Raw genomic sequence first — 20,993 nt, 5'->3', positions numbered from 1 at the left:
GCGTAGGGTCGATTGTCCGGGTGGCCTTCCGCGACCCGGACGATTGGAGGGCCGGGCCGATGAACCGAGGGCACGAACCAGCGCAGTCTGCAGTCCGGAATGTCCGGGCTCGGCGCATGGGTCCGCCTGCGGTTGCGGTTGACGCCGGTGCTCCACCCGAAGAGTCGCCCCGTGCCGTTCCGGCCGGGGCGTTCTTGTTTGTGCTGCAGACGCTATAGGAGGTCCATCATGTTTGAAGGTCAGCCCCAGAGTGAAATCGACGCCCGTCGCCAGCGGGACCCGGAATTCAAGGCGCTTTACGAACGGCACCAGAAGTTGAACAAGAAGTGTATGGATGCCGAGCTGGGCGTACTTCCGATAGACAGTTCCACCCTGGGTCAGATGAAGCGTGAGAAGCTGCTTGCCAAGCAACGACTGCTCCGGCTGTTCGAGTCTTCCTCCCCTGCACATTGACGTTCCCGGCGCCGACCCACGGTCGGCGCCGACCGGCGACCGGCCGAGCGATGGCCGGCGCCGGACACCCACCGCCGCGGGCGGTGTCCGTCTCCTCGTCGACGGGCGCCGTCCGCGTCGCTTTTCAGGGATCTTGCCGCGGGCCACGCATGGCGTGTCTCTACCATCTGTCGGATAATCGGGGGTCCGGCCGCATTGCGGCGCGAATCGATGTGACCCGATGGCAATCCACTCCTCCGTACTCGACCTCATTGGCAAGACCCCGATCGTCAAGGCCCAGCGCCTGGACACCGGCGTCTGCGAGCTGTTCCTGAAGCTCGAAAGCGCCAATCCGGGCGGCTCGATCAAGGACCGCATCGGCCTGTCGATGATCGAGGCCGCCGAACAGCGCGGCGATCTCAAGCCGGGCGCGACGCTGGTGGAAGGCACCGCCGGCAATACCGGCCTCGGCCTGGCCCTGGTTGCCCAGCAGAAGGGCTACAAGCTCATCCTGGTCGTGCCGGACAAGATGAGCCGCGAGAAGATCTTCAACCTCAAGGCGATGGGCGCCGAAGTGCGCCTGACCCGGTCGGACGTGGCCAAGGGCCACCCCGAGTACTACCAGGACATGGCCAAGCGCGTGGCCGAGGAAACCCCGGGCGCGTATTTCATCAACCAGTTCGGCAACCCGGACAACCCGGCTGCGCACGAATTCGGCACCGGCCCGGAAATCCTGGAACAGATGGACGGCGACCTGGACGCCATCGTGTTCGGCTGCGGCAGCTCCGGCACCATGACCGGCCTGTCGCGCGCCTTCGCCACCCTGTCGCCGAAGACCGAGCTGGTCCTGGCCGACCCGGTCGGCTCGATCCTGGCCGAATACATCAATGACGGTGTGCTCAACGACAAGTCGGGCAGCTGGCTGGTGGAAGGCATCGGCGAGGACTTCCTGCCGTCCATTGCCGATTTCAGCCGGGTCACCAAGGCCTATGCGATCACCGACGCCGAAAGCTTCCATACCGCCCGCGAGCTGCTGGGTAAGGAAGGCGTGCTCGGCGGCTCCTCCACCGGCACCCTGCTGGCCGCCGCGCTGAAGTACTGCAAGGAGCAGACCACCCCGAAGAAGGTCCTGGTGCTGGTCTGCGATACCGGTAACAAGTACCTGTCCAAGATGTACAACGACTACTGGATGCTGGACAACGGCTTCCTGGAGCGCCCGCAGACCGGCGACCTGCGCGACCTCATCCTGCGCCCGTACGGCCAGCGCGACACCGTGGTGATCGGCCCGAACGACCTGCTGACCACCGCCTACCAGCGCATGAAGTTGTATGACGTGTCCCAGCTGCCGGTAATGGACGGCGACCAGCTGGTGGGCATCGTCGACGAGAGCGACGTGCTGCTGCATGTGTACGGCGACGAAGCCCGCTTCCGCGATCCGGTGTCCACCGCTATGGTCAGCAAGCTCGACCGGCTGGACGTGAAGTCGCCGATCGAGGCCCTGCTGCCGGTGTTCGACCGGGGCCAGGTGGCCATCATCATGGATGGCGGCAGCTTCCTGGGCCTGATCACCCGGATCGATCTGCTGAACTACCTGCGCCGTCGGGTGCAATGACGGCTTATTGGCCGACGTTCAGCCTCGAAGCTCCGTTTATCCGCGTCAAAGCCTGATTAAGCATGCGCTGATAGACTTCCGCTCCATTTAAAGGGCCCCCGCTGGGGGCTCTCACTCGCTGGGAACCTCCATGTCCAACCCCGCATCCCCCGGGCACCCCGACCGTCCGCTTGCTCTGGCCACCCTGGCCATCCACGGCGGGCAGTCGCCCGACCCGAGCACCGGCGCGGTGATGCCGCCGATCTACGCTACCTCGACCTACGCCCAGTCCAGCCCGGGCGAGCACCAGGGCTTCGAGTACTCGCGAACCCACAACCCGACCCGCTTCGCCTATGAGCGCTGCGTGGCCTCCCTCGAAGGCGGCAGCCGCGGCTACGCCTTCGCTTCGGGCATGGCGGCCACCTCCACGGTGATGGAACTGCTGGATGCCGGCAGCCACGTGGTGGCGATGGACGACATCTATGGCGGCACGTTCCGCCTGTTCGAGCGCGTGCGCAAGCGCACCGCTGGCCTGCAGTTCGGCTTCGTCGACCTGACCGACCTGGCCGCCTTCGAAGCGGCGATCACCCCGCAGACAAAGATGGTCTGGATCGAAACCCCGACCAACCCGATGCTGAAGATCGTGGACATCGCCGCGGTCGCCGCCATCGCCAAGCGCCACGGACTGATCGTGGTGGTGGACAACACCTTCGCCTCGCCGATGCTGCAGCGCCCGCTGGAGCTGGGCGCGGACCTGGTCCTGCACTCGGCCACCAAGTACCTCAATGGTCATTCGGACATGGTCGGCGGCATGGTCGTGGTTGGCGACAACGCCGAGCTCGCCGAGCAGATGGCGTTCCTGCAGAACTCCATCGGCGGCGTGCAGGGCCCGTTCGACAGCTTCCTCGCCCTGCGTGGCCTGAAGACCCTTCCGCTGCGCATGAAAGCCCACTGCGCCAACGCGCTGGCCCTGGCCCAGTGGCTGGAAAAGCACCCGGCCATCGAGAAGGTGATCTACCCGGGCCTGACCTCGCACCCGCAGCACGAACTGGCCACGCGCCAGATGAACGGCTACGGCGGCATCGTCTCGATCGTGCTCAAGGGTGGGTTCGAGGCGGCGAAGCGCTTCTGCGAGAAGACCGAGCTGTTCACCCTGGCCGAATCGCTGGGGGGCGTGGAAAGCCTGGTGAATCACCCGGCGGTGATGACGCATGCCTCCATCCCGGTGGAGCGGCGTGAGCAGCTGGGTATCAGCGACGCGCTGGTGAGGCTGAGCGTGGGCGTGGAGGACCTGGGGGATCTGCAGGTGGATTTGGAGACGGCGCTGTCGGCTGGACCGGGCGGCGTCGGCTGAGATGACCAATCCTACTGTCACGGTTCCGCTGCGCCATCGCCTGGTGCAGTGGGTGGTCAGCCAGGCCTGGTTGAGGGCGATATACCGGCTGGTACCGGCTGCGCTGCGCAATAGGGTGACCGGGCGCCTGATGGCACCGCCGGAGCCGGTGTACTGCCGCTTCGAGAATGAAGGCCGGTGGGAACAGCGCCGTCGCGCGGTTCCCGATGCGCCGGTGCACTTCTTCGGGCAGGCCGACCCAGCCTGGGCGGGGCACGGTGTCAACGTGTTCGCCTACCTGCGGGGCCAGTTCGGCCTGGCCGAATGCGCGCGTCTGTACTCCCGCGCGCTGCTGGGCGCACGCTATCCCGCCGCGCTGGTGGACGTGGACATCAACTTGCCGCACGGTTGGAATGATCGCAGTCTCGACGCATACATCAGCGACGCGGCGCCTCATCGGGTGCACCTGGTCTTCATCAATCCTGATTTCCTGGACGCTGCACTTGAGCAGATTGGCAAAGCCCGCCTCGAGGGTGGTTACATCATTGCGTGCTGGTTCTGGGAACTGGAAAACATCCCTTCGACCTGGCTGCCGGCGCTGCATCAGGTCGACGAAGTCCTGGTCGCATCGCGCTACGTCGGCGAGGCGTTCGCGCGGGTTACCGACAAGCCCATTCTGTGCGTTCCGCTGCCTTTGAGTGATGTCGGCGACAGTGGCCTGCAGCGCGAGGACTTCGGCATCGCGCCGGGCGACTTCGTGTTCCTGACCTCGTTCGACTTCAACTCCTATGTACACCGGAAGAACCCGTTCGCAGCGATCCAGGCTTTCCAGCAGGCGTTCCCCGCCGGGCGCAAGGGCGTGCAGTTGCTGATCAAGACCAGCAACGGTTATCGCCGCCCTGACCGCCTGCAGCTGTTGCTGGACGCGGTGTCGGGCGATCCGCGCATCGTCGTGCGCGATCAGGTACTTGACCGCGCTGACGTGCAGGCGCTCCAGCGCTGCGCAGACGTCTATGTATCCCTGCACCATGCGGAGGGGTTTGGCCTCGGCCTGGCCGAGTGCATGGCCCAGGGCAAGCCGGTCATCGGCACGGGCTGGTCTGGCAACATGGAGTTCATGGATGCAAGCAACAGCGCCTTGGTCGACTACACGTTGGTACCGGTCATGGAAGGCGAATATGCTCACCATGAAGGCCAGCGCTGGGCGGCGGCGAACGTGGCCGACGCGGCGCGCTGGATGCGCAGGCTAGCGGACGAGCCCCAGCTTGCCTTGGCCATGGGCGAGCGCGCTCGTGAGTCGGTACTGCAAACGCTGTCGCCCGAGCGCGCAGCGAGCACGCTGATCTCCCGGATCGAACAGATCCACCAGCAGCGCCGACTGATCTCCACCCCCTCCATCGCTCCGCCCTCCCGCCAGGAAGGACCAAACTGATGCACAGCTATTCCGCCACCTTCAAGGACCTTCGTGAAGGTATCCAGGGGGCCAAAGTTTCATTCCACATCGCCAAGGGCGATATCCAGGCGCGCTATCGGCGCAGCGTTCTGGGGCCGTTCTGGCAGTCGCTGGCCACCGCCGTCGGCGTGGTCGGCCTGGGCCTGCTGTGGAGCCAGCTGCTCAACATTGAACGGGAAAAATTCATTCCCACCCTTACCGCCGGACTGATCATCTGGCAGATGCTGGCGGGGATCCTGATCGAAAGCTGCGGGCTGTTCGTCCGGCAGGCGTCGATCATCCGAAACGTGGTCATGCCCTTGTCGGTCCATCCAATGAGCATCGTGGTTCGCTATGTGGTCAACTTCGCGCACAGTCTGATCGTCTTTGTGATCGTGGCAGTGTTCATGAAGATCGAGGTGAACTGGAACACGCTTCTGTTCATTCCTGGACTGCTGCTGGTCATGGCCAACATGCTCTGGGTGTCGTTCGTGTTCGGCGTGATGGGCGCCCGGTACCGTGACCTCGAGTATGGCGTGGCGTCGATCATGCCGATGCTGTTCCTGATCAGTCCGGTCATGTATCGCTTGGAGAACCTGCCGTTCTCCTCGCTGATCCTGGAGTTCAATCCCTTTACATACCTGATCGAAGTGCTGCGCGCCCCCATGCTGGGTCACGTACCGTCCCTTACCACGTACGTGGTGTTAGTCGTCGGCGCTGTCGTCGGCTGGATCGTGGCGTTCTGGTTTCTGCACAAAGCCAAGCTGCGCCTGCCTTTCTGGATCTGATCATGACCGCCAAGCTTAATTTCGAAAACGTTACCCTCCGCTATCCCATCTACAACTCGCACAGCCTTTCGCTGCGCCGGAAGATGATGGGCATCGCCACCGGTGGCCGCTTGCAGGCCGGCACTGGCCAGATTACCCAGGTCACCGCACTGGATAACGTGTCCTTCTCCCTCAAGCAGGGCGATGCGATTGGTATCGTCGGCCACAACGGCGCAGGCAAGAGCACCCTGTTGCGAACCATGGCCGGCATATACACCCCACTGGAGGGTCGTATCGAGCGGGTCGGGCGGGTGGCCACCATGCTCGAAGTCGGCGCCGGCATGGACCCGGAACTTTCCGGGTATGAGAACATCCGCCGGATGGGATTGATGCTCGGGCTCACCCTGAAGGAAATCAACGCGCGCATTCCGGAAATCGAAGAGTTCACCGACCTGGGCGACTTCCTCCAGCTGGCGGTGCGCACCTATTCGGCCGGCATGGCCATGCGCTTGATGTTCGCCGTGGCGACCTGCACCACACCCGATATCCTGCTGGTGGACGAGGTCTTCGATGTTGGCGATGAAGCGTTCAAGGAGCGCGCTTCGGCTCGCATGCACAACTTCATCAAGTCCTCCCAGATCTTCTGCCTGGCCTCGCATTCGATGGATACAATCGCCGAATATTGCAACCGCGTATTCGTGCTCAGCCACGGCACGCTCCGCGAAATCCCCGTCTCACAGCTGACAACGGAAGGTTATGGCATTGAATCTCAGGCTGGGTAACGCGGTTAGATCCGCTGCGGACAAGGCGGTGCAGTCGCGCGCCACCGACGGGTTTCTCGCCCCCGGGCAGGAGGTCGAGATTTCCAGTTCCCTTTATGCAGGGACGGAAGCGCTGACCATGCGTGGCTTCGCTGTCCCCGAAGAGGACGGTGTGTGGTCTGCAGCCGCAGTGTCCAGGATTGATGTGCGCATGCGCGCGGCCAAGGCCAATCGGCGTTACCGGCTGGTTCTGGGCGCCATGCTCTTCGAGGCGCAGGGTCATCGCGCGCTGGTCGCCATCAGTATCAACGGCGGGCCGCCAAACCAGGTGCTTCGCAGTGGCGCCGGGTGGATGCAGATCGAGGCGGACTGTCAGCTCGGGACGGTTGGCCGCTCGCCGGGCGTCTCCGTTGAGTTTCAGATTGCCAACCCGATGTCGCCCAATGCGCTCAACATGGGCGACGATCATCGGCTCTTGGGCATCAAAATTCGCTCCCTGCGGATCGTGGAGATTGGTCTGGCCGCAGGTGCGCCTCCAGACGAGGAAGACACGCTTGCCCCGGTGGTCAATCCGCTCAAGGTGGAATGCCTGGGAGAACGCGTTGCAGATGAAGCGCCACCGGCGCGCTCTCCCAGCGAAGTCATCAACGCCTTGGCCAGTCGTGGCCCGCTTTGGCGAAAGGTCCTCATCGACCGCAATCCGCTGGTCCGGGTCGCGCGCTGGATGCGCCGGATCTCTTACTCCTTGCAGGGCATTCAGCAGCAGCTTGATCTCATTCGCCTTGACTCTGCCCGGCAGACCCGTGAGCTCGCCGAACGGGTCAGTCAGATCGAACTGGACGCAGATGCCAAGCGGGTCGAGCATGATCGCGTCGTGTCCGGCGGCAATGCCATCATGGAACAGCTTCAGCTGAACCATGCGCGCCTGATGTCGATCGACACTGCCCACGACGTACATGCCAGCGACCTCGGGTTAATCGCGAGCAGCACCTCTGACCTTGCCCGTAACTATGACCAGTTCGTGGAGACGCTGCGCAAGAAGCAGCAAACCCAGCAGGCGCTTGCGGAAGCATTCGATGGCGTTGATGCGCGCATGCGCTCGCTGGACGAGCGTCTCTCGCAACTGCGCGCCGACCATGAACTCTGGTTTGGCATGGGAGTGGGCGAGCCGACCTCCCGACAGGCCGACGTGCTGGACCTCTTGAATGCGGTTGACCACCGCTGGCGGGAATCGCACGCTGCGCTGCACGATTCGATGCAGGAAGTCGTCGATGCCTGCCTCCGCCAAGGGCGCAGTCCAGAAGACGCGGCATCGTTGTCGGCCTTGGACGAGGCTTTGCGCGCCATCGCCGTCGCCCAGCAGGCATTGGCCGACGGCATGCGCGAGCAGGCCCAGCAGCTGGGCAACCTCATCGAGCACGGTGGCGCGACCGACCCCGGGGCCGCCAGCCTGCCCGCCATGTTCACCGCAGCGCACGAGAAACTGGATGCCCTTGGGTTGCAGGCCGGCCAGACCGTGGACATCCTGGTGGCGGCCCATGAGAAACTGGACGCCCAGCACGGGCGGCTGGATCTTCTGCCGTCGATGATCAAGGTCACTGCCACTGGCCAACGTCGGGTACTGCGAACCCAGGACGGCTGGCTTATTGCAACCGGCTTCGGTTACTTCTCCTGCGACGAGCGCGATGACCTGCTGGCCATGTGCCTGGCCGAATTCGGCGACGTGGAGCGCGGCCTGCGGCTGTACCTGGAGGCCACGCTTTCGCCGGGAGACTTCTTCGTGGACGTCGGCGCCAACATCGGCCTGCACACGGTCGTGGCGGCCCATAGCGTCGGCGTAACGGGTCGGGTTGCGGCAATCGAAGCCATGCCACGCACCGTCCGCCACCTGCGCGCTTCTCTGCGTCTGAGTGGCGTTGATGATCGGGTCCTGGTGCATGAATGTGCAGCAGGCGCACAGGATGAAGGTAACCATGTATTCCACGTCGCCTCGGTGGCCGGACACAGTTCTCTCTATCCGCTGGACGAGGCAACCGTCGAGGAAGTACGCGTCGATATCCGGGCGCTGGATGGCCTGGTTCCGGCCGGTGCGGTGAGGCTGGTCAAGGTGGACGTCGAGGGCGCCGAGCTGGACGTGATCGCGGGAATGTCACAGCTGATCGAGCGGAACCCTGATGTGGGGATCATCGTAGAGTATGCGGAATCGCATCTGGCGCGGGTGGGAACGGCCCCGGATGACTGGGAGCGTATGCGCGCGCACTACGGGTTCGATCTGTTCCTGATAGACGACCTGAATGGGCAATGCCGCCCGCTTTCCGGTTTTGCCGACCTCCATGGCCGGGTCAGTTCCAACGTCCTGCTGTGTCGGCCAGGCAGCGCCCTGGCCGAACCATTTGAATCCGGGGAGGACCCGGCATGAGCCGGGTCGCCGTGATCGGGGCAGGGGGGCATGCCAAGGTAATCATAGACCTGTTGCGTTCCGGTGGCCATGAAGTAGTGGCCTGCCTGGATGCCGGGCGGGAAGGTCAGACGGTTTGCGGGGTGCCTGTTCTGGGCGATGAAGCCATCGCACTACCCGCGCTGGCGGCCGAAGGCGTGACGGGCGCCTTCATCGCCCTAGGGGACAACAGGCTGCGCCGCAAGGTCGCCGCAAAGGTCGAAGCGTTGGGTTTCCAGATGGTCAATGCCATCGGTAAAAGCGCGGTAATCTCCCCCAACGCACGGCTTGGCAAGGGCTGCGCAATCATGGAAGGGGCGGTGATCAATGCGGATGCGAATATTGGCGATTTCGCTATAATCAATTCAAATGCGTCAATCGACCATGATTGCGAGATTGGCGCGTTCACCCACATCGCCCCCGGTAGTGCACTGGCCGGTACCGTGAAGGTCGGAGACGCGGTCTTCATGGGCGTCGGCTCTCGCGCGATCCCTGGCATCACCATTGCAGAGGGCGCCATCGTTGGCGCCGGGGCCGTGGTCGTCCGGGACATCGCCTCCGCGGGGACGTGGGTTGGAATACCGGCCCGACAAATTACGAGAAAGGATTGATCCAATGTTGTCGACAAAGCGGATCCCCGTTGCAGTTCCCAGTCTGAACGGTAACGAGAAGAAATATGTGAACGAATGTCTCGATTCGACGTGGATCTCGTCCGCAGGCGAATTCATCGGCCGTTTCGAGCAGAGCTTTGCAGACTTCTGTGGCGTGCGCCATGCGGTTGCCATCAACAACGGCACCACGGCGATCCATCTCGCACTGGTCGCGCTGGGCATCGGCGAGGGCGACGAAGTCCTGATTCCGACCCTTACCTACATTGCCACCGCCAACGCGGTTGCCTACTGCAATGCCAAGCCGGTTCTGGTCGATTCCGAACCTGGGACGATGAACATCGATCCGGCCAAGCTGGAAGCGAAGATCACGCCGCGCACCAAGGCCATCATTGTGGTCCATCTGTACGGCCATCCGGCTGATATGGGCCCGGTCATGGAGATCGCACGCCGCCACAACCTCAAGGTAATCGAGGACGCTGCCGAAGCACATGGTGCCGAGTACAACGGCAAGCGGGTCGGTGGCATCGGTGACTGCGCAACGTTCAGTTTCTTTGGCAACAAGATCGTCACTACCGGTGAAGGTGGCATGGTGACCACCGATGACGATGAACTGGCTGCGCGCCTGCGCCTGTACCGTGGCCAAGGCATGGATCCCAAGCGCCGTTACTGGTTCCCCGTGGTCGGTTACAACTACCGCATGACAAATGTCGCCGCCGCGATCGGCGTGGCGCAAATGGAGCGGATCGACGAAGCCCTTGAAACCCGGCAGAAAATTGCGCGCTGGTACGACGAAGCGTTTGCCGCCCACGCGGACCTTGTCGAGCGCCCTGCGGTTGCTGACTATGCGCACCATGTCTACTGGATGTATACGGTGCTGCTGACCGGCGTGAGCGACGCCCAGCGCGACGAGGTGATGCGCCTGATGGACGCAGACGGTATCGAAACCCGTCCGGTCTTCTATCCGATGCACGTGCTGCCGCCCTATCTCCAAGATGGCGCGGAGTTCAGCGTGGCCAACGACCAGGCGGCGCGCGGCGTCAACCTGCCCACCCATGCCGAACTGGATGCTGGCGATATCGAACGGATCGTCGCATCCCTGGTCTCGGCTGTCCGTAAAGCGGGCCGTTGAAGTTGCGTATCGCGATCTGTTCATCGTTCGTGCCGTTCATCAACGGTGGCGCCCGCTTCATCGTCGAGTGGCTGGAGGAGCGCCTCCGTGAGCACGGCCATTCGGTCGAGCTGATTTACCTGCCCATGAATGAGGAGCGATCCGAGTCGATGCTCCGGCAGATGAGCGCGTACCGGATGATGGACCTGAGTCAGTCGGTGGACCGTATCATTACCACGCGTCCCCCGTCCCATCTGATCCAGCATCCGAAGAAGGTGGTGTGGTTCATCCACCATTTCCGCCAGTACTACGATCTGTGGGATACGCCGCACCGGGGATTCGCCGATGACGCCCGCCATCGCGCGATTCGCGAAGCGATCACCCGCGCCGACACGGTAGCGCTCTCCGAAGCGCACCGGCTTTTTTCCAACTCGCAGGTCGTCGCGGATCGGGTGCAGCGCTTCAACGGATTGCAACCTGAGGTGCTCTACCCGCCGCTGCACGATCCGCGGCGATTCAGCAACGCAGGCCAGGGCGAAGAAATCGTATACATCTGCCGCACCGAAGGTCACAAGCGGCAGCACTTGCTGCTGGAAGCGTTCTCCCATGTGCGCACTCCGGTGCGCCTGCGCATCTGCGGGACGGGCAGCAATCCGGCCTATGCCGCAGGGCTGCACCAGTACATCGCGCAGCATGGCCTCGAGAACAAGGTTACGTTCGTCGAACGCTGGATCACCGAGGACGAAAAGGCCGGTTGGCTGTCTACCGCACTGGCTGCCGCTTATCTGCCCGAAGACGAGGATTCATACGGCTATCCTTCGCTTGAGGCGGCTCATTCATGCAAGCCGCTATTGACGACCACCGACTCCGGTGGCGTGCTCGAGTTCGTCCAGCACGGGCGCAACGGCCTGATTGCCGAACCGGATCCGCGTGCGCTGGCCGAGGCAATCGACCAGTTGTGGACAGATCGCCAGAAGACGCGCGAAATGGGCGCCGAAGCCCATGCGCGCATCGGCGAACTGAAGATCGACTGGAGCCATGTGGTGGAGCGCCTGCTGTCATGAAGATCCTGGTAGTGAACAACATGGTGCCAGGCATGCGTGGCGGGGCCGAAGAGCTTGCCGACCAGCTGGTGTTGAACCTTCGCAAGGCAGGGCACGAGTCCGAACTCCTGCGGGTTCCCTTCAGCTGGGAGCCGGCCGAACGCATCGTCGACGAGATGGTGATGTGCCGCAACATGCAGTTGAGCAATGTGGATCGCGTCATTGCGATGAAGTTTCCCGCGTACATGATCCCGTTCCCGGAGAAGGTGCTATGGCTTGCCCATCAGTACCGACAGGCGTACGACCTCTGGGACGCAGGTCAGAGCAACATCCCGGACACTGCCGAAGGGCGCCAGATCCGCTCCGCCATCATTGAAGCGGACAATGCCGCGTTCGAGCCGATCAAGGATATCTTCGTGGTCGGGCGAACCGTGCAGGAGCGGTTGCTGCATTACAACCGTCTATCTTCGACGATCCTGCGCGCGCCGCTGAACGACGAATCGATGTATCCCGGTGGCGCCTACGGCGATTACATATTCGCTGGTGGCCGGATCAATTCCGGGAAACGCCAACATCGCCTTGTTGAAGCGATGCGCCATGTCGCTGGAACGGGCAAGCTGGTGATCGCCGGGCCGGCCGATACGCCCGGTGACGCAGATCGCCTGCGCGCCCTGGTGGAAGAGCACCGCCTCAATGATCGCGTCGTGCTGGATATCGGTTTCCTGCCTCGCCAGAAAATCGCCGACTACGCCAACAACGCGCTTGCCTGCGCCTACCTTCCATTCGCGGAGGATTCCTACGGTTACGTCACGATGGAAGCATGCCAGGCGCGCAAGGCAGTTCTCACTGTAAACGATTCAGGTGACCTGACCGAACTCATTCACGACCGGGTGCACGGCCGGGTCTGCGACGATGACACCGAGCAGCTGGCAGAGGCGCTTTCGGACCTGTTTTCCAATCGCCAGCGCACCATCGAAATGGGGCAGGCGGCCCACGCGCACTGGACCGGAAAGAACATCAACTGGAACGCGACCGTGGAGGCGCTTACCCGATGAAACTCATCTGGGCCACCCCATATTCCGAAAACTCGGCCATTGCCCGCTACAGCGAGGCAGTGGTGGCCGAGCTGCGCGATCGCGGTCACCATGTTGCCATCTACCGGACGGAAGTGGGTGCCGATCTGGAGCTACCGCCGCGCGAGAATGCCTGCGTGCTGGAGCACGGTTCGCAGGAGGAGCTCCATTGGTTCCATGAAGCCGACCTGGTGATCGCAAATATTGGCGATCACTACGCTTACCACGGGGGGGTGTTTGAACTTGCCCAGAAGCGTCCGTATGTCGCTGTTTTGCATGATTGGTGCGTGCTCAACTTCTTCTGGGGCTGGTTGATCGCCAACCACCGCTCCCACGATGCACCGCGCGTGATTGCGTCCATGTACGGGCAGCAGGCCGGCGAGCTGTGTGCCACCGCGACTTGGGACAACCTGCTGGAGCGTGCCACCCAGCACTTCCCGTTGACGGAGTGGATCAGCAGCGACACCCTCGGCTGCATCATCCATTCAGAATTCTACGGCGAGCGGGTACGGCAGTCCTGCGCCGGGCCCGTGCACAAGCTTTCGCTGGCCTATCCGGTCGATGCCTTCGATCGTGAACACCGGCCCGCTACACAGCGCGGTGGCGCGCTGGCTGTACGCACGTTCGGCATGGTCAACCCCAACAAGCGGATCGACCGCGTCATCCGGGCGTTGGCGCTCGATCCCGAGCTGGCCGCGCGCACCAATTACCATGTGCTGGGTCCGGTGGACGACAGCGAGCGACGTCGCCTGGAGCAGGTCTGCGCGGAGGTCGGCTTCGCCGGGCTGACGTTTGAAGGCCGGGTCAGCAATGGCCGGCTGCACGACGGCATGGCAGAAGCGGATGTGATCTGCTGCCTGCGTGATCCCGCTCTGGAGGGGGCTTCAGCGTCCGCCATCGAGGGCATGCAGTCGGGGGCGCCCGTCATCGTCAGCGATGCCGGCTTCTACGCCGAGTTGCCTGATGAATATGTGCTCAAGGTGGGTATGCAGGATCCGGAGCAGGACCTGCTTCGGCACCTGCGGTTTGTCGATCGCCAGCGCGCCGAGGCCCGGAAAATGGGCATGGCTGCCGCAGCCTGGGCCGCCCACGAGTTTTCCGCGTCCCATTATGTCGATGGTCTTGAAAAGACCATCCCCGGTTTCATTGCGGCCGAACCCTACGTGCTCAACGCGCAGGAATTGGGCCGGGAGCTGGGTAGAATGGGCCTGCCCGGCAACAGCAGGCCCGCCGCCAAGATCACCAACACCTTGGAGCGCATGTTCGACCTGTGAACCCCCACAGGCCCCGCATGCTCGCCATCGCATTCTTTCGAGGAACGAAAAGCCATGAAATCTGCAGTAATCACCGGTATTTCCGGCCAGGACGGCGCTTACCTTGCGCAGCTGCTTCTTGAAAAGGGATACAAGGTCTACGGCACGTATCGCCGCACCAGCTCGGTCAACTTCTGGCGCATTGAAGAGCTGGGCATCGAAAAGCACCCGAACCTGCACCTGGTCGAACACGACCTGCAGGACCTCGGCTCGTCCATCCGCCTGCTTCAGGACAGTCAGGCCACGGAGGTCTATAACCTGGCGGCCCAGAGCTTCGTCGGCGTGTCCTTCGATCAGCCGGTGCTGACCGCGCAGATCACCGCGCTGGGCGCACTGAACCTGCTCGAGGCCATTCGTGCGGTCAACCCGAAGATCCGCTTCTACCAAGCCTCGACCTCGGAGATGTTCGGCCTGGTCCAACAGGTGCCGCAGACCGAGGAAACCTCGTTCTACCCGCGCAGCCCCTATGGCGTAGCCAAGCTCTACGCGCACTGGATGACGGTGAACTACCGTGAGTCATACGACATGTTTGCCTCCAGCGGCATCCTGTTCAACCACGAGTCGCCGCTGCGTGGCCGTGAGTTCGTGACCCGCAAGATCACCGACTCGGTTGCCAAGATCAAGCTGGGCAAGCTGGACGTGCTGGAGCTGGGCAACCTGGATGCCAAGCGTGACTGGGGCTTTGCCCAGGAATACGTGGAAGGCATGTGGCGCATGTTGCAGGCCGACAAGCCAGACACCTATGTGCTGGCGACCAACCGCACCGAAACCGTGCGCGATTTCGTCACCATGGCCTTCAAGGCAGTCGACATCAGCCTGGTCTGGGCAGGTGAAGGGCTTGACGAAACCGGCACCTGCTCGCGTTCGGGCAAGGTCCTGGTCAAGATCAATCCGAAGTTCCACCGCCCGGCCGAGGTCGACCTTCTGATCGGCAATCCGGAAAAGGCCAAGCGCGAGCTCGGCTGGGAACCGGCTACGACGCTGGAAGAGCTCTGCGAGATGATGGTGAAGGCCGACCTGCGTCGCAACGAGGCGGGCGCTTCGTTCTGATGGCGGGCGTGATCGCCGTCTGCCCGCGTGCAGTCGGCGGTCCGGCTGGTATCTGTAACACAACATGAGAACCATACCGATGACACCGATTGCTCTGGTCACCGGAATTGAGGGATTCACAGGTCCATACATGGCCCGCGAGCTCGAGCAGCAGGGCTACCGCGTGCATGGGTTGCGCCGTTCCGGTGAGTCCTGCGATACGGTAACCGCCGTGGATCTGCTCGATGCGGAAGGCCTTTCCACAGTGCTGGGCCGCGTCAAGCCAGACGTGATCGTGCATCTGGCGGGGATTTCGAACGTCGCCCACCATGACGTTTCTGCGATCTACCAGTCGAATGTAGTGGGCACCCGCAACCTGTTGGATGCTGCTGCCCGGCTCAGCCGCGCGCCCTCGAGCGTGCTCGTGGCGAGCAGTGCGCACGTGTACGGTCCTTCATCCCATGCTCTACTTACCGAGCAGTCGCCGATGGCGCCGTTCAACGACTACGCGGTCAGCAAGGTGGCTGCAGAGTACGTGACAAGGCTGTATGCGGACCGCTTGCCGATCATGGTCACGCGGCCGTTCAACTACATCGGAATCGGGCAGGCGCTTTCGTTCTTCGTTGCCAAGGTCGTGGACCACGCCCTGCGCGGCGAACGCGTACTGCGCCTGGGCAACCTGGACGTGGAACGGGATTTCACCGATGTGCGCGACCTGGTTCATTGCTACGCCCTGCTGACAGGGCAGCCGCGCGCTGGAGAAGTGGTCAATATCTGTAGTGGTAGATCGGTCAGCTTGCGCAGCGTGATCGGGCTTGTGGAAGAGCTCTCCGGGATGACCTTCGAGATCCACAGCGATAACCAGTTTGTGCGGGACAACGAGGTAAACCGCCTGGCAGGCTCCAACGCGCATCTCCTGGCGCTGACTGGAGGCTATGCGTTCCGCCCGTTGCGGGAGACCATCCAGTGGATGCTCGAGGGGCGCTGAGCCAAGCCGCGTGCCCAAGAAAGAAAAAACGCCCGGATCATCGATCCGGGCGTTTTGCGTTCAGCCTGGGCAGGTCGGTTTACTTTGCAGCAACTGCCTTGCCTTCGCCGTCGCACAGACCCTTGCCATCGGCACAGCGAGCGAACGGTCCAATCACTGCGGTGGGCTGATTGAGACTGAAGCCGAACCACACCACGTTCTCCTGCAGCGGATCGAACTCCACTTTGTAACCGACGGCGAAGCCCGCGGGAATACTTACATCCGCCACGCCAGTATCGCCGGGCTTGATGTCCTCATTGAAAGGCGCACGGGTATCGACCCCGCGGGTATCAGGCTGGCCAGCCTGGCCAGGGATTTTCTGGACGACACCCAGGGTGACCGGGTTGGTTCCGGTAACCGGCAAGACGACGCTGCCCTTGTTCTGCAGACCCACCTTCACAATCAGCGTATCGGACGCTGCGTCATACACAGGGCCTTCAAGGATGCTGGTCGAAATGCTGACCTGTTCCGGGCTCAGCGGCGCATTGACTTCGCCTGCCGGGGCCGGCGCCGGCGCCTCTGCCTTCGGCGCTCCACCAATCGGGGTTTCTTCATTGTTCGACGAACAGCCGGCCAGTGTGGCGGCGACAATCCCGGCGGCAAGCGCGAGCTTGAGGGAGGCGGTACTGCGATTCATGGATGATCCTTGTGGATGAGGAAGATAGGGGGATGCAACGGCTGGCCGAACTAGTTGCGAGGCGTGAAGCGGACCCAATCCATGGCGATTCCGACGCCATAGAAATTCATGTCGACGGGAACATGGAAGACGGCCTCGTTGCGTCCCTTGACCAGTTCTCCGGCGGGAACATACGTGTAGAACTCATTGTCCGTGATCCATTCAAGGGGGTGCTTCGGCCCTCCATTGATGGAGATGGTGACCGCTTTGCGGTCGGTATTGCCGGCAACCGCCTGGATACGGCCCTTGACAAGGTACTCGGTGTCGCGCGGCTGCAGATTGAAGACCAGGGAGGCATCGGGCATGTTTGCCCATGCGATGGAGACCTTTTTGAACTTGCCGTCATTGGCCCATTGGCTGTCCTGCCAACCCCTGCCATGCACCGCAGCCTCAAGACTCCACCAGCGACCAAAGTCCCAGCGGAAACTGTCAGAAGTGTCCTGATGACGGAACTGATCGATGGCCAGGGGCCAGGACCGGTCAGCCAGCACCTTCGCGTACCTGCGCGACAGCACATCGTCGCCGTTCTTCAGGCGTGCCAGCTGGTCCGGCAACGCGTCGACGTTGCCGCCGCTGTCAACCTTGACCACGACCGCGCTTGCGTCGGCAACTTCGATCTTCACCTGCGGCTGGCGCACCGGTTGGCCCGGGGCACCCACAGCCGGGCCGTCGGTGAACACCCAGCCATTGGCTGAACGTGCACAGTTTCCCGGCCTGCCATACGGATCCAGTCGCTGCCAGTAATCGCCGGGAACGGTGCAAGTATGGACGAGATTGACCGGCGCTCCGTAAAGGTAGGTCAACGCATGGAACATGTTGTCGCGAAGCATCCAGACGCTTCCAATGCGCTCGCTGCCATCCAGAATGACCACATTCGTTTCGGGGCCGATCGCCGGTACGGTCTTGACGACGTTTGCCAGCACCTGGCGCTCGGTATCGGAAAGGTTCTGGTAGTGCTGGAACTGGAACATCTGCGCCGACAGGCCAACCGTCACCAGCAGCGTTCCCGCGGCCACTACCGCGCGGGGGCGACAGCCGCCGAACAGCAATGCAAGCACCCCGGTCGTTGCCAATGCGGCACCCAGCGTCGCGAACAGGAAGGTTCGCTGCGAGATGGCCATGTGCGCGGGCGAAGACAGGAAGGGAAGATAGCCGATCGCTGTCATCACCAGTCCGATGGCAACCACACGTGCGCTCACCCACCGCTGGCCTACTGCAGCTTCCTGGGCGGGCAGCGCTGATTTGCCACTGCGCAAGGCAACCACGAGGATTGCGGCAATGACCACGCCGGTGGCGAGCACGTACACGTAGGTACGGAACTCGTGCATGAGAATCATCGCAGCGTCGATCCAGCCCCCGACCAGCGCGCGTCCCATTCCGGTGAATGCGAGTACCCACAGCCGTTCCTTGACCATCTGCACGCTGGTGCTCTGGCCCCCGACGACGCTGCTCTGGTAGGTGGAGCCGTGGGCCAGGACGGTGTAGATATAGCCCAGGCAAACGGCCACTGCCACGCTCCACAGCGCCGTCACCGGAAGCTGGGCGAACGCGATGCGAAGCGTCCCACGCAGACCATTGCGTGCCCACAGCAGCAGGAACGGGAATGGAACGAAGACCAGCGCCACTTCGTAGATCTGTATCGCGATGCCAAGGCAGACAGCCGACAGCAGTGCCAGGATGATGCCGCCCCGGCCCGTCAATTCGCGTCGTTCATACGCGTACAACAAGCCAGCAACACCGGCCATGCCAAGCGCGACGGCGCAGTTGATGTGGAACGAACGGAACGACAGCTGCATGGTGTCGGCCGGCAGGACTATCACCAGCAGGCCAAGCAGTACCGCGTACAGACGTGAACGAAGCAGCCAATAGCCCATCAGCGCGGCGGCGACGCCCTTGATGATCAATGACCCCATCTGCAACAGGTGCATCGCAAAGAAGGAATCCGGCGACAGCAGGTAGGCAACCGCGTTGGGCGCGGCGGTCAATGGCCGCAATCTGTGGCTGGCCAGCGGGCTGTTCTCGCCGGCAAAGAAGAAAACGCCATGCCGGGTAAGAAGACTGAGGATGTCCCATTCCTCGATGTTGCCGACCATGCCGAACCCAAAGGGCAGCCAGAGCAGGCAGACAAGCGCGGTCGAGGCGAGGGCGAAGTAGCCCGCAGCCCTCATCGTATCGCTACGTTCGGTTGGTGAAATCATTCAGAACATCCTGTGGTTGTCTTGAGCAGCCTGCGTGCAATCGGCAGGTTCAATGCGAGGGCGGCGCTGTGGGGTCGTCGGCCCGATGCGGGCGAAACACCCAATAGTTCATTACGATGAAGACAATCACCGGAACGATTACCGCCGAGAAAGCGATTCCCCAGCGGTAGTCCTGGCCCAGCACATCGGTGATGAACTTCATCCCGAGCGTGGACAGTGTCAGGTTGAACGCATGGAGGCACACGAACCGAAGGCCTTCGCGACTGATGTGCCCCTGCGACACAAAGGTGAAGCTTCGGTGCGCAACGAAATTTGGGGGTACCAAAACCAGGTAGCACGCGACCGTGGCCCAGGTCGGGTCCATGCCCAACCGGCTGACAGCCAGCCAGGTCAGGAGGCTGAAGGCCGCGGTGCTGAGCCCACCTACAACGCAGAAGCGTAGAAACTTCAGTACCAGCGAGCGGTCGACCTGCATCATCCGTTCGTCTCTTCGCCGTCCCGACCATCATTGAGCACGGTGCCACGTACGTACTGCGGTCGATTGCTGACGTTGAGCAGGACCCGCCCGACGTACTCGCCCACCACCCCCAAAGCCAGCAGCTGGATGCCGCCCATGATCAGCACGGCGACGATCAGCGAGGTCCAGCCAACGGCCGTCTGTGGCCAGATGATCTTCTGCACCACCAGCACTGCCGCGGCAACGAAGCCGAAACCGGAGGCCACAATGCCGGTCAGCGACGCCACGCGCAGCGGCTTGATCGAAAAGCTGGTGGCCATCTGCATCCACAACGAGATGGACTTGGACAGGCTGTAGCCTGACTTCCCGTCATCGCGATCATGGTGCTCGGCCTGTAGCGTCTCGATGTTGGAGGTGCTCTGGACGATCAGCCCGTCCAGATAGACGAACGGACCTTCGTAGCGGAGCATCTCATCCCGGATGTCGCGGATGAAGCCACGGAATGGCGACAGATACAGACCCTTCGGCTTGCGTAGCAGCCACGACGCTACCTGGTCGTTGAAACGGCTGCCCAGTCGTTTCCAGAGTACGTGCCGCCGGCGCTTGAACTGCACATAGCAGACATCCGCGCCTTCATCGAGGATCTTCACGATACGTGCAATATCATCCGGAGAGTGCTGCAGGTCGTCATCCATCGTAACGATGTAGCGCCCCTTTGCGACTCCGAGCCCCGCCATGATCGCATTGTGCTGGCCGGCGTTCTTGCGCAGGCGCACGCCCTTCAGCCACGGACGGGTCGCACACAGCGCGGCGATGACCTTCCAGGAATCGTCGGGGCTGCAATCGTAGACCAGGACGACCTCATAGGGACGGCCCAGTGCGTCGAGCGCCTGTTCGAGGCGCTCGGCCAGTCGGGGCAGAATGGGGGCGCTTCCGTAGACCGGAATCACCACCGACACATCAATCATGTGCAGCTCCGTAATACTTGTGCAGCAGGCGGCGGGTGTAACCGGGCGAGGCATCCACGCCGGCCGGCGGTGCATAGGTGCAGAAAATCGTTGAGTCCGGCGTGGCGCCGCCACCGCGATCCACCAGCGAATACACGGCAGCCAGGCCCAGGGTCTGTTCGACCAGGGGCAGCAGCTCCTGCAGGGTCATGCTTTCCGGTGGCGCGAGATCGAGCGTACGGTCCGGCTCCAGCCCGTGCTGGAGAAGGTGCATGGCGATAGCGGCGATATGGTCCACGTCGATCAGGCAACGAACCGCGTGCGACCATATCTGCAGCGGTACCCCGCCGCGGATATGCGCGACGAGGTGGTTGACCAGGGTGTGCGGGTTGTCGGTGTTGCCGACCACCTGTGGCAGGCGAAGGATGAGATGGTTGCCGCGCGCCTGGATAAGCGCTTCCATCTTTCGTTTGTGCACCGCGTACGGCGTTGCCGCACGGTCGTCGTCGGTGACGCTGCACGTGCTGAAGTACACAAAACGCCCCCGGCACTGCTGCAGCGCTTCGGCCAGCATGTCAGCCTCTCGCTGGAACTCGGCCGGATCGGACGCTTGCGAGTTCGAAACGCCCGAGGCGAACACCGTCGCGCCAAGCCCGGCAATCTGTGCCGCATCGAATGCGCGCGCCAACAGGCCGCGCCCAATGATTGCAGGGGGCGCGGACGGCGAGCCGGCTTGGCTGGGAAGTGATGCCGGGGCG

19 protein-coding genes are annotated in these 20,993 nt (G+C 62.8%); 14 read left to right on the top strand and 5 right to left on the bottom strand.

Annotated features, from left to right (window positions below; translation table 11 throughout):
* Window positions 1-228 precede the first annotated feature (228 nt).
* The 14 genes from RWO33_RS06050 (at window position 229) to RWO33_RS05985 (ending at window position 15,918) form a co-directional block, all read left to right on the top strand.
* Window positions 229-453 (top strand): YdcH family protein, encoded by a 225-nt coding sequence (locus RWO33_RS06050; protein ID WP_093532890.1) that lies wholly within the window; start codon window positions 229-231, stop codon window positions 451-453.
* Between the two features lie 220 nt (window positions 454-673).
* On the top strand, window positions 674-2,044 hold the full coding sequence (locus RWO33_RS06045; RefSeq protein WP_314103210.1) for a pyridoxal-phosphate dependent enzyme: 1,371 nt from the start codon (window positions 674-676) through the stop codon (window positions 2,042-2,044).
* 130 nt (window positions 2,045-2,174) lie between these two features.
* Entirely contained in the window at window positions 2,175-3,377 is a 1,203-nt protein-coding gene (locus RWO33_RS06040; RefSeq protein WP_314103208.1) for a cystathionine gamma-synthase, read from the top strand.
* Between the two features lie 52 nt (window positions 3,378-3,429).
* Window positions 3,430-4,788, top strand: coding sequence for a glycosyltransferase family 4 protein (locus tag RWO33_RS06035; RefSeq protein WP_314103206.1), 1,359 nt, complete (start codon window positions 3,430-3,432; stop codon window positions 4,786-4,788).
* Entirely contained in the window at window positions 4,788-5,576 is a 789-nt protein-coding gene (locus RWO33_RS06030) for an ABC transporter permease (protein ID WP_314103204.1), read from the top strand. Before RWO33_RS06035 ends, RWO33_RS06030 begins: the two co-directional genes overlap by 1 nt.
* Before the next feature lie 2 nt (window positions 5,577-5,578).
* Entirely contained in the window at window positions 5,579-6,337 is a 759-nt protein-coding gene (locus tag RWO33_RS06025; RefSeq protein ID WP_314103201.1) for an ABC transporter ATP-binding protein, read from the top strand.
* Entirely contained in the window at window positions 6,312-8,735 is a 2,424-nt protein-coding gene (locus RWO33_RS06020; protein WP_314103198.1) for an FkbM family methyltransferase, read from the top strand. Before RWO33_RS06025 ends, RWO33_RS06020 begins: the two co-directional genes overlap by 26 nt.
* A complete protein-coding gene (locus RWO33_RS06015) occupies window positions 8,732-9,364 on the top strand; it encodes an acetyltransferase (protein ID WP_314103195.1) in 633 nt (210 codons plus the stop codon). The genes RWO33_RS06020 and RWO33_RS06015 overlap by 4 nt, the downstream gene beginning before the upstream one ends.
* Window positions 9,365-9,368: 4 nt before the next feature.
* On the top strand, window positions 9,369-10,493 hold the full coding sequence (locus RWO33_RS06010) for a DegT/DnrJ/EryC1/StrS family aminotransferase (protein ID WP_314103194.1): 1,125 nt from the start codon (window positions 9,369-9,371) through the stop codon (window positions 10,491-10,493).
* Window positions 10,490-11,536: a glycosyltransferase family 4 protein gene (locus RWO33_RS06005; RefSeq protein WP_314103192.1), complete on the top strand. Its 1,047-nt coding sequence runs from the start codon at window positions 10,490-10,492 to the stop codon at window positions 11,534-11,536. Before RWO33_RS06010 ends, RWO33_RS06005 begins: the two co-directional genes overlap by 4 nt.
* Complete coding sequence (locus tag RWO33_RS06000) at window positions 11,533-12,570, top strand: glycosyltransferase family 4 protein (RefSeq protein WP_314103189.1); 1,038 nt, start codon at window positions 11,533-11,535, stop codon at window positions 12,568-12,570. The genes RWO33_RS06005 and RWO33_RS06000 overlap by 4 nt, the downstream gene beginning before the upstream one ends.
* A complete protein-coding gene (locus RWO33_RS05995; RefSeq protein WP_314103186.1) occupies window positions 12,567-13,862 on the top strand; it encodes a glycosyltransferase family 4 protein in 1,296 nt (431 codons plus the stop codon). Before RWO33_RS06000 ends, RWO33_RS05995 begins: the two co-directional genes overlap by 4 nt.
* A 54-nt stretch (window positions 13,863-13,916) precedes the next feature.
* Complete coding sequence (gene gmd, locus RWO33_RS05990) at window positions 13,917-14,951, top strand: GDP-mannose 4,6-dehydratase (protein ID WP_314103183.1); 1,035 nt, start codon at window positions 13,917-13,919, stop codon at window positions 14,949-14,951.
* A 64-nt stretch (window positions 14,952-15,015) separates the two neighbouring features.
* Entirely contained in the window at window positions 15,016-15,918 is a 903-nt protein-coding gene (locus RWO33_RS05985) for an NAD-dependent epimerase/dehydratase family protein (RefSeq protein ID WP_314103180.1), read from the top strand.
* Between the two features lie 79 nt (window positions 15,919-15,997).
* On the opposite strand, the gene RWO33_RS05980 is transcribed toward RWO33_RS05985, so the two are convergent.
* From RWO33_RS05980 to RWO33_RS05960, 5 genes are read right to left on the bottom strand one after another with little or no spacing between them, the layout of a single operon-like run.
* Window positions 15,998-16,594: a hypothetical protein gene (locus RWO33_RS05980; protein WP_314103177.1), complete on the bottom strand. Its 597-nt coding sequence runs from the start codon at window positions 16,592-16,594 to the stop codon at window positions 15,998-16,000.
* Window positions 16,595-16,644: 50 nt separating this feature from the next.
* Complete coding sequence (locus RWO33_RS05975; protein ID WP_314103175.1) at window positions 16,645-18,831, bottom strand: hypothetical protein; 2,187 nt, start codon at window positions 18,829-18,831, stop codon at window positions 16,645-16,647.
* A gap of 49 nt (window positions 18,832-18,880) precedes the next feature.
* Complete coding sequence (locus RWO33_RS05970) at window positions 18,881-19,309, bottom strand: GtrA family protein (protein WP_314103173.1); 429 nt, start codon at window positions 19,307-19,309, stop codon at window positions 18,881-18,883.
* Window positions 19,306-20,256, bottom strand: a complete 951-nt coding sequence (locus RWO33_RS05965; protein WP_314103171.1) for a glycosyltransferase family 2 protein — start codon at window positions 20,254-20,256, stop codon at window positions 19,306-19,308. The genes RWO33_RS05970 and RWO33_RS05965 overlap by 4 nt, the downstream gene beginning before the upstream one ends.
* A complete protein-coding gene (locus tag RWO33_RS05960; protein ID WP_314103169.1) occupies window positions 20,249-20,923 on the bottom strand; it encodes an NAD-dependent epimerase/dehydratase family protein in 675 nt (224 codons plus the stop codon). The genes RWO33_RS05965 and RWO33_RS05960 overlap by 8 nt, the downstream gene beginning before the upstream one ends.
* Between the last annotated feature and the right edge of the window lie 70 nt (window positions 20,924-20,993).

The sequence above is a fragment of the uncultured Stenotrophomonas sp. genome (assembly GCF_963519925.1).
Lineage (GTDB): Bacteria > Pseudomonadota > Gammaproteobacteria > Xanthomonadales > Xanthomonadaceae > Stenotrophomonas > Stenotrophomonas maltophilia_AE.
This window is presented reverse-complemented; position numbering and strand designations above follow the sequence as displayed.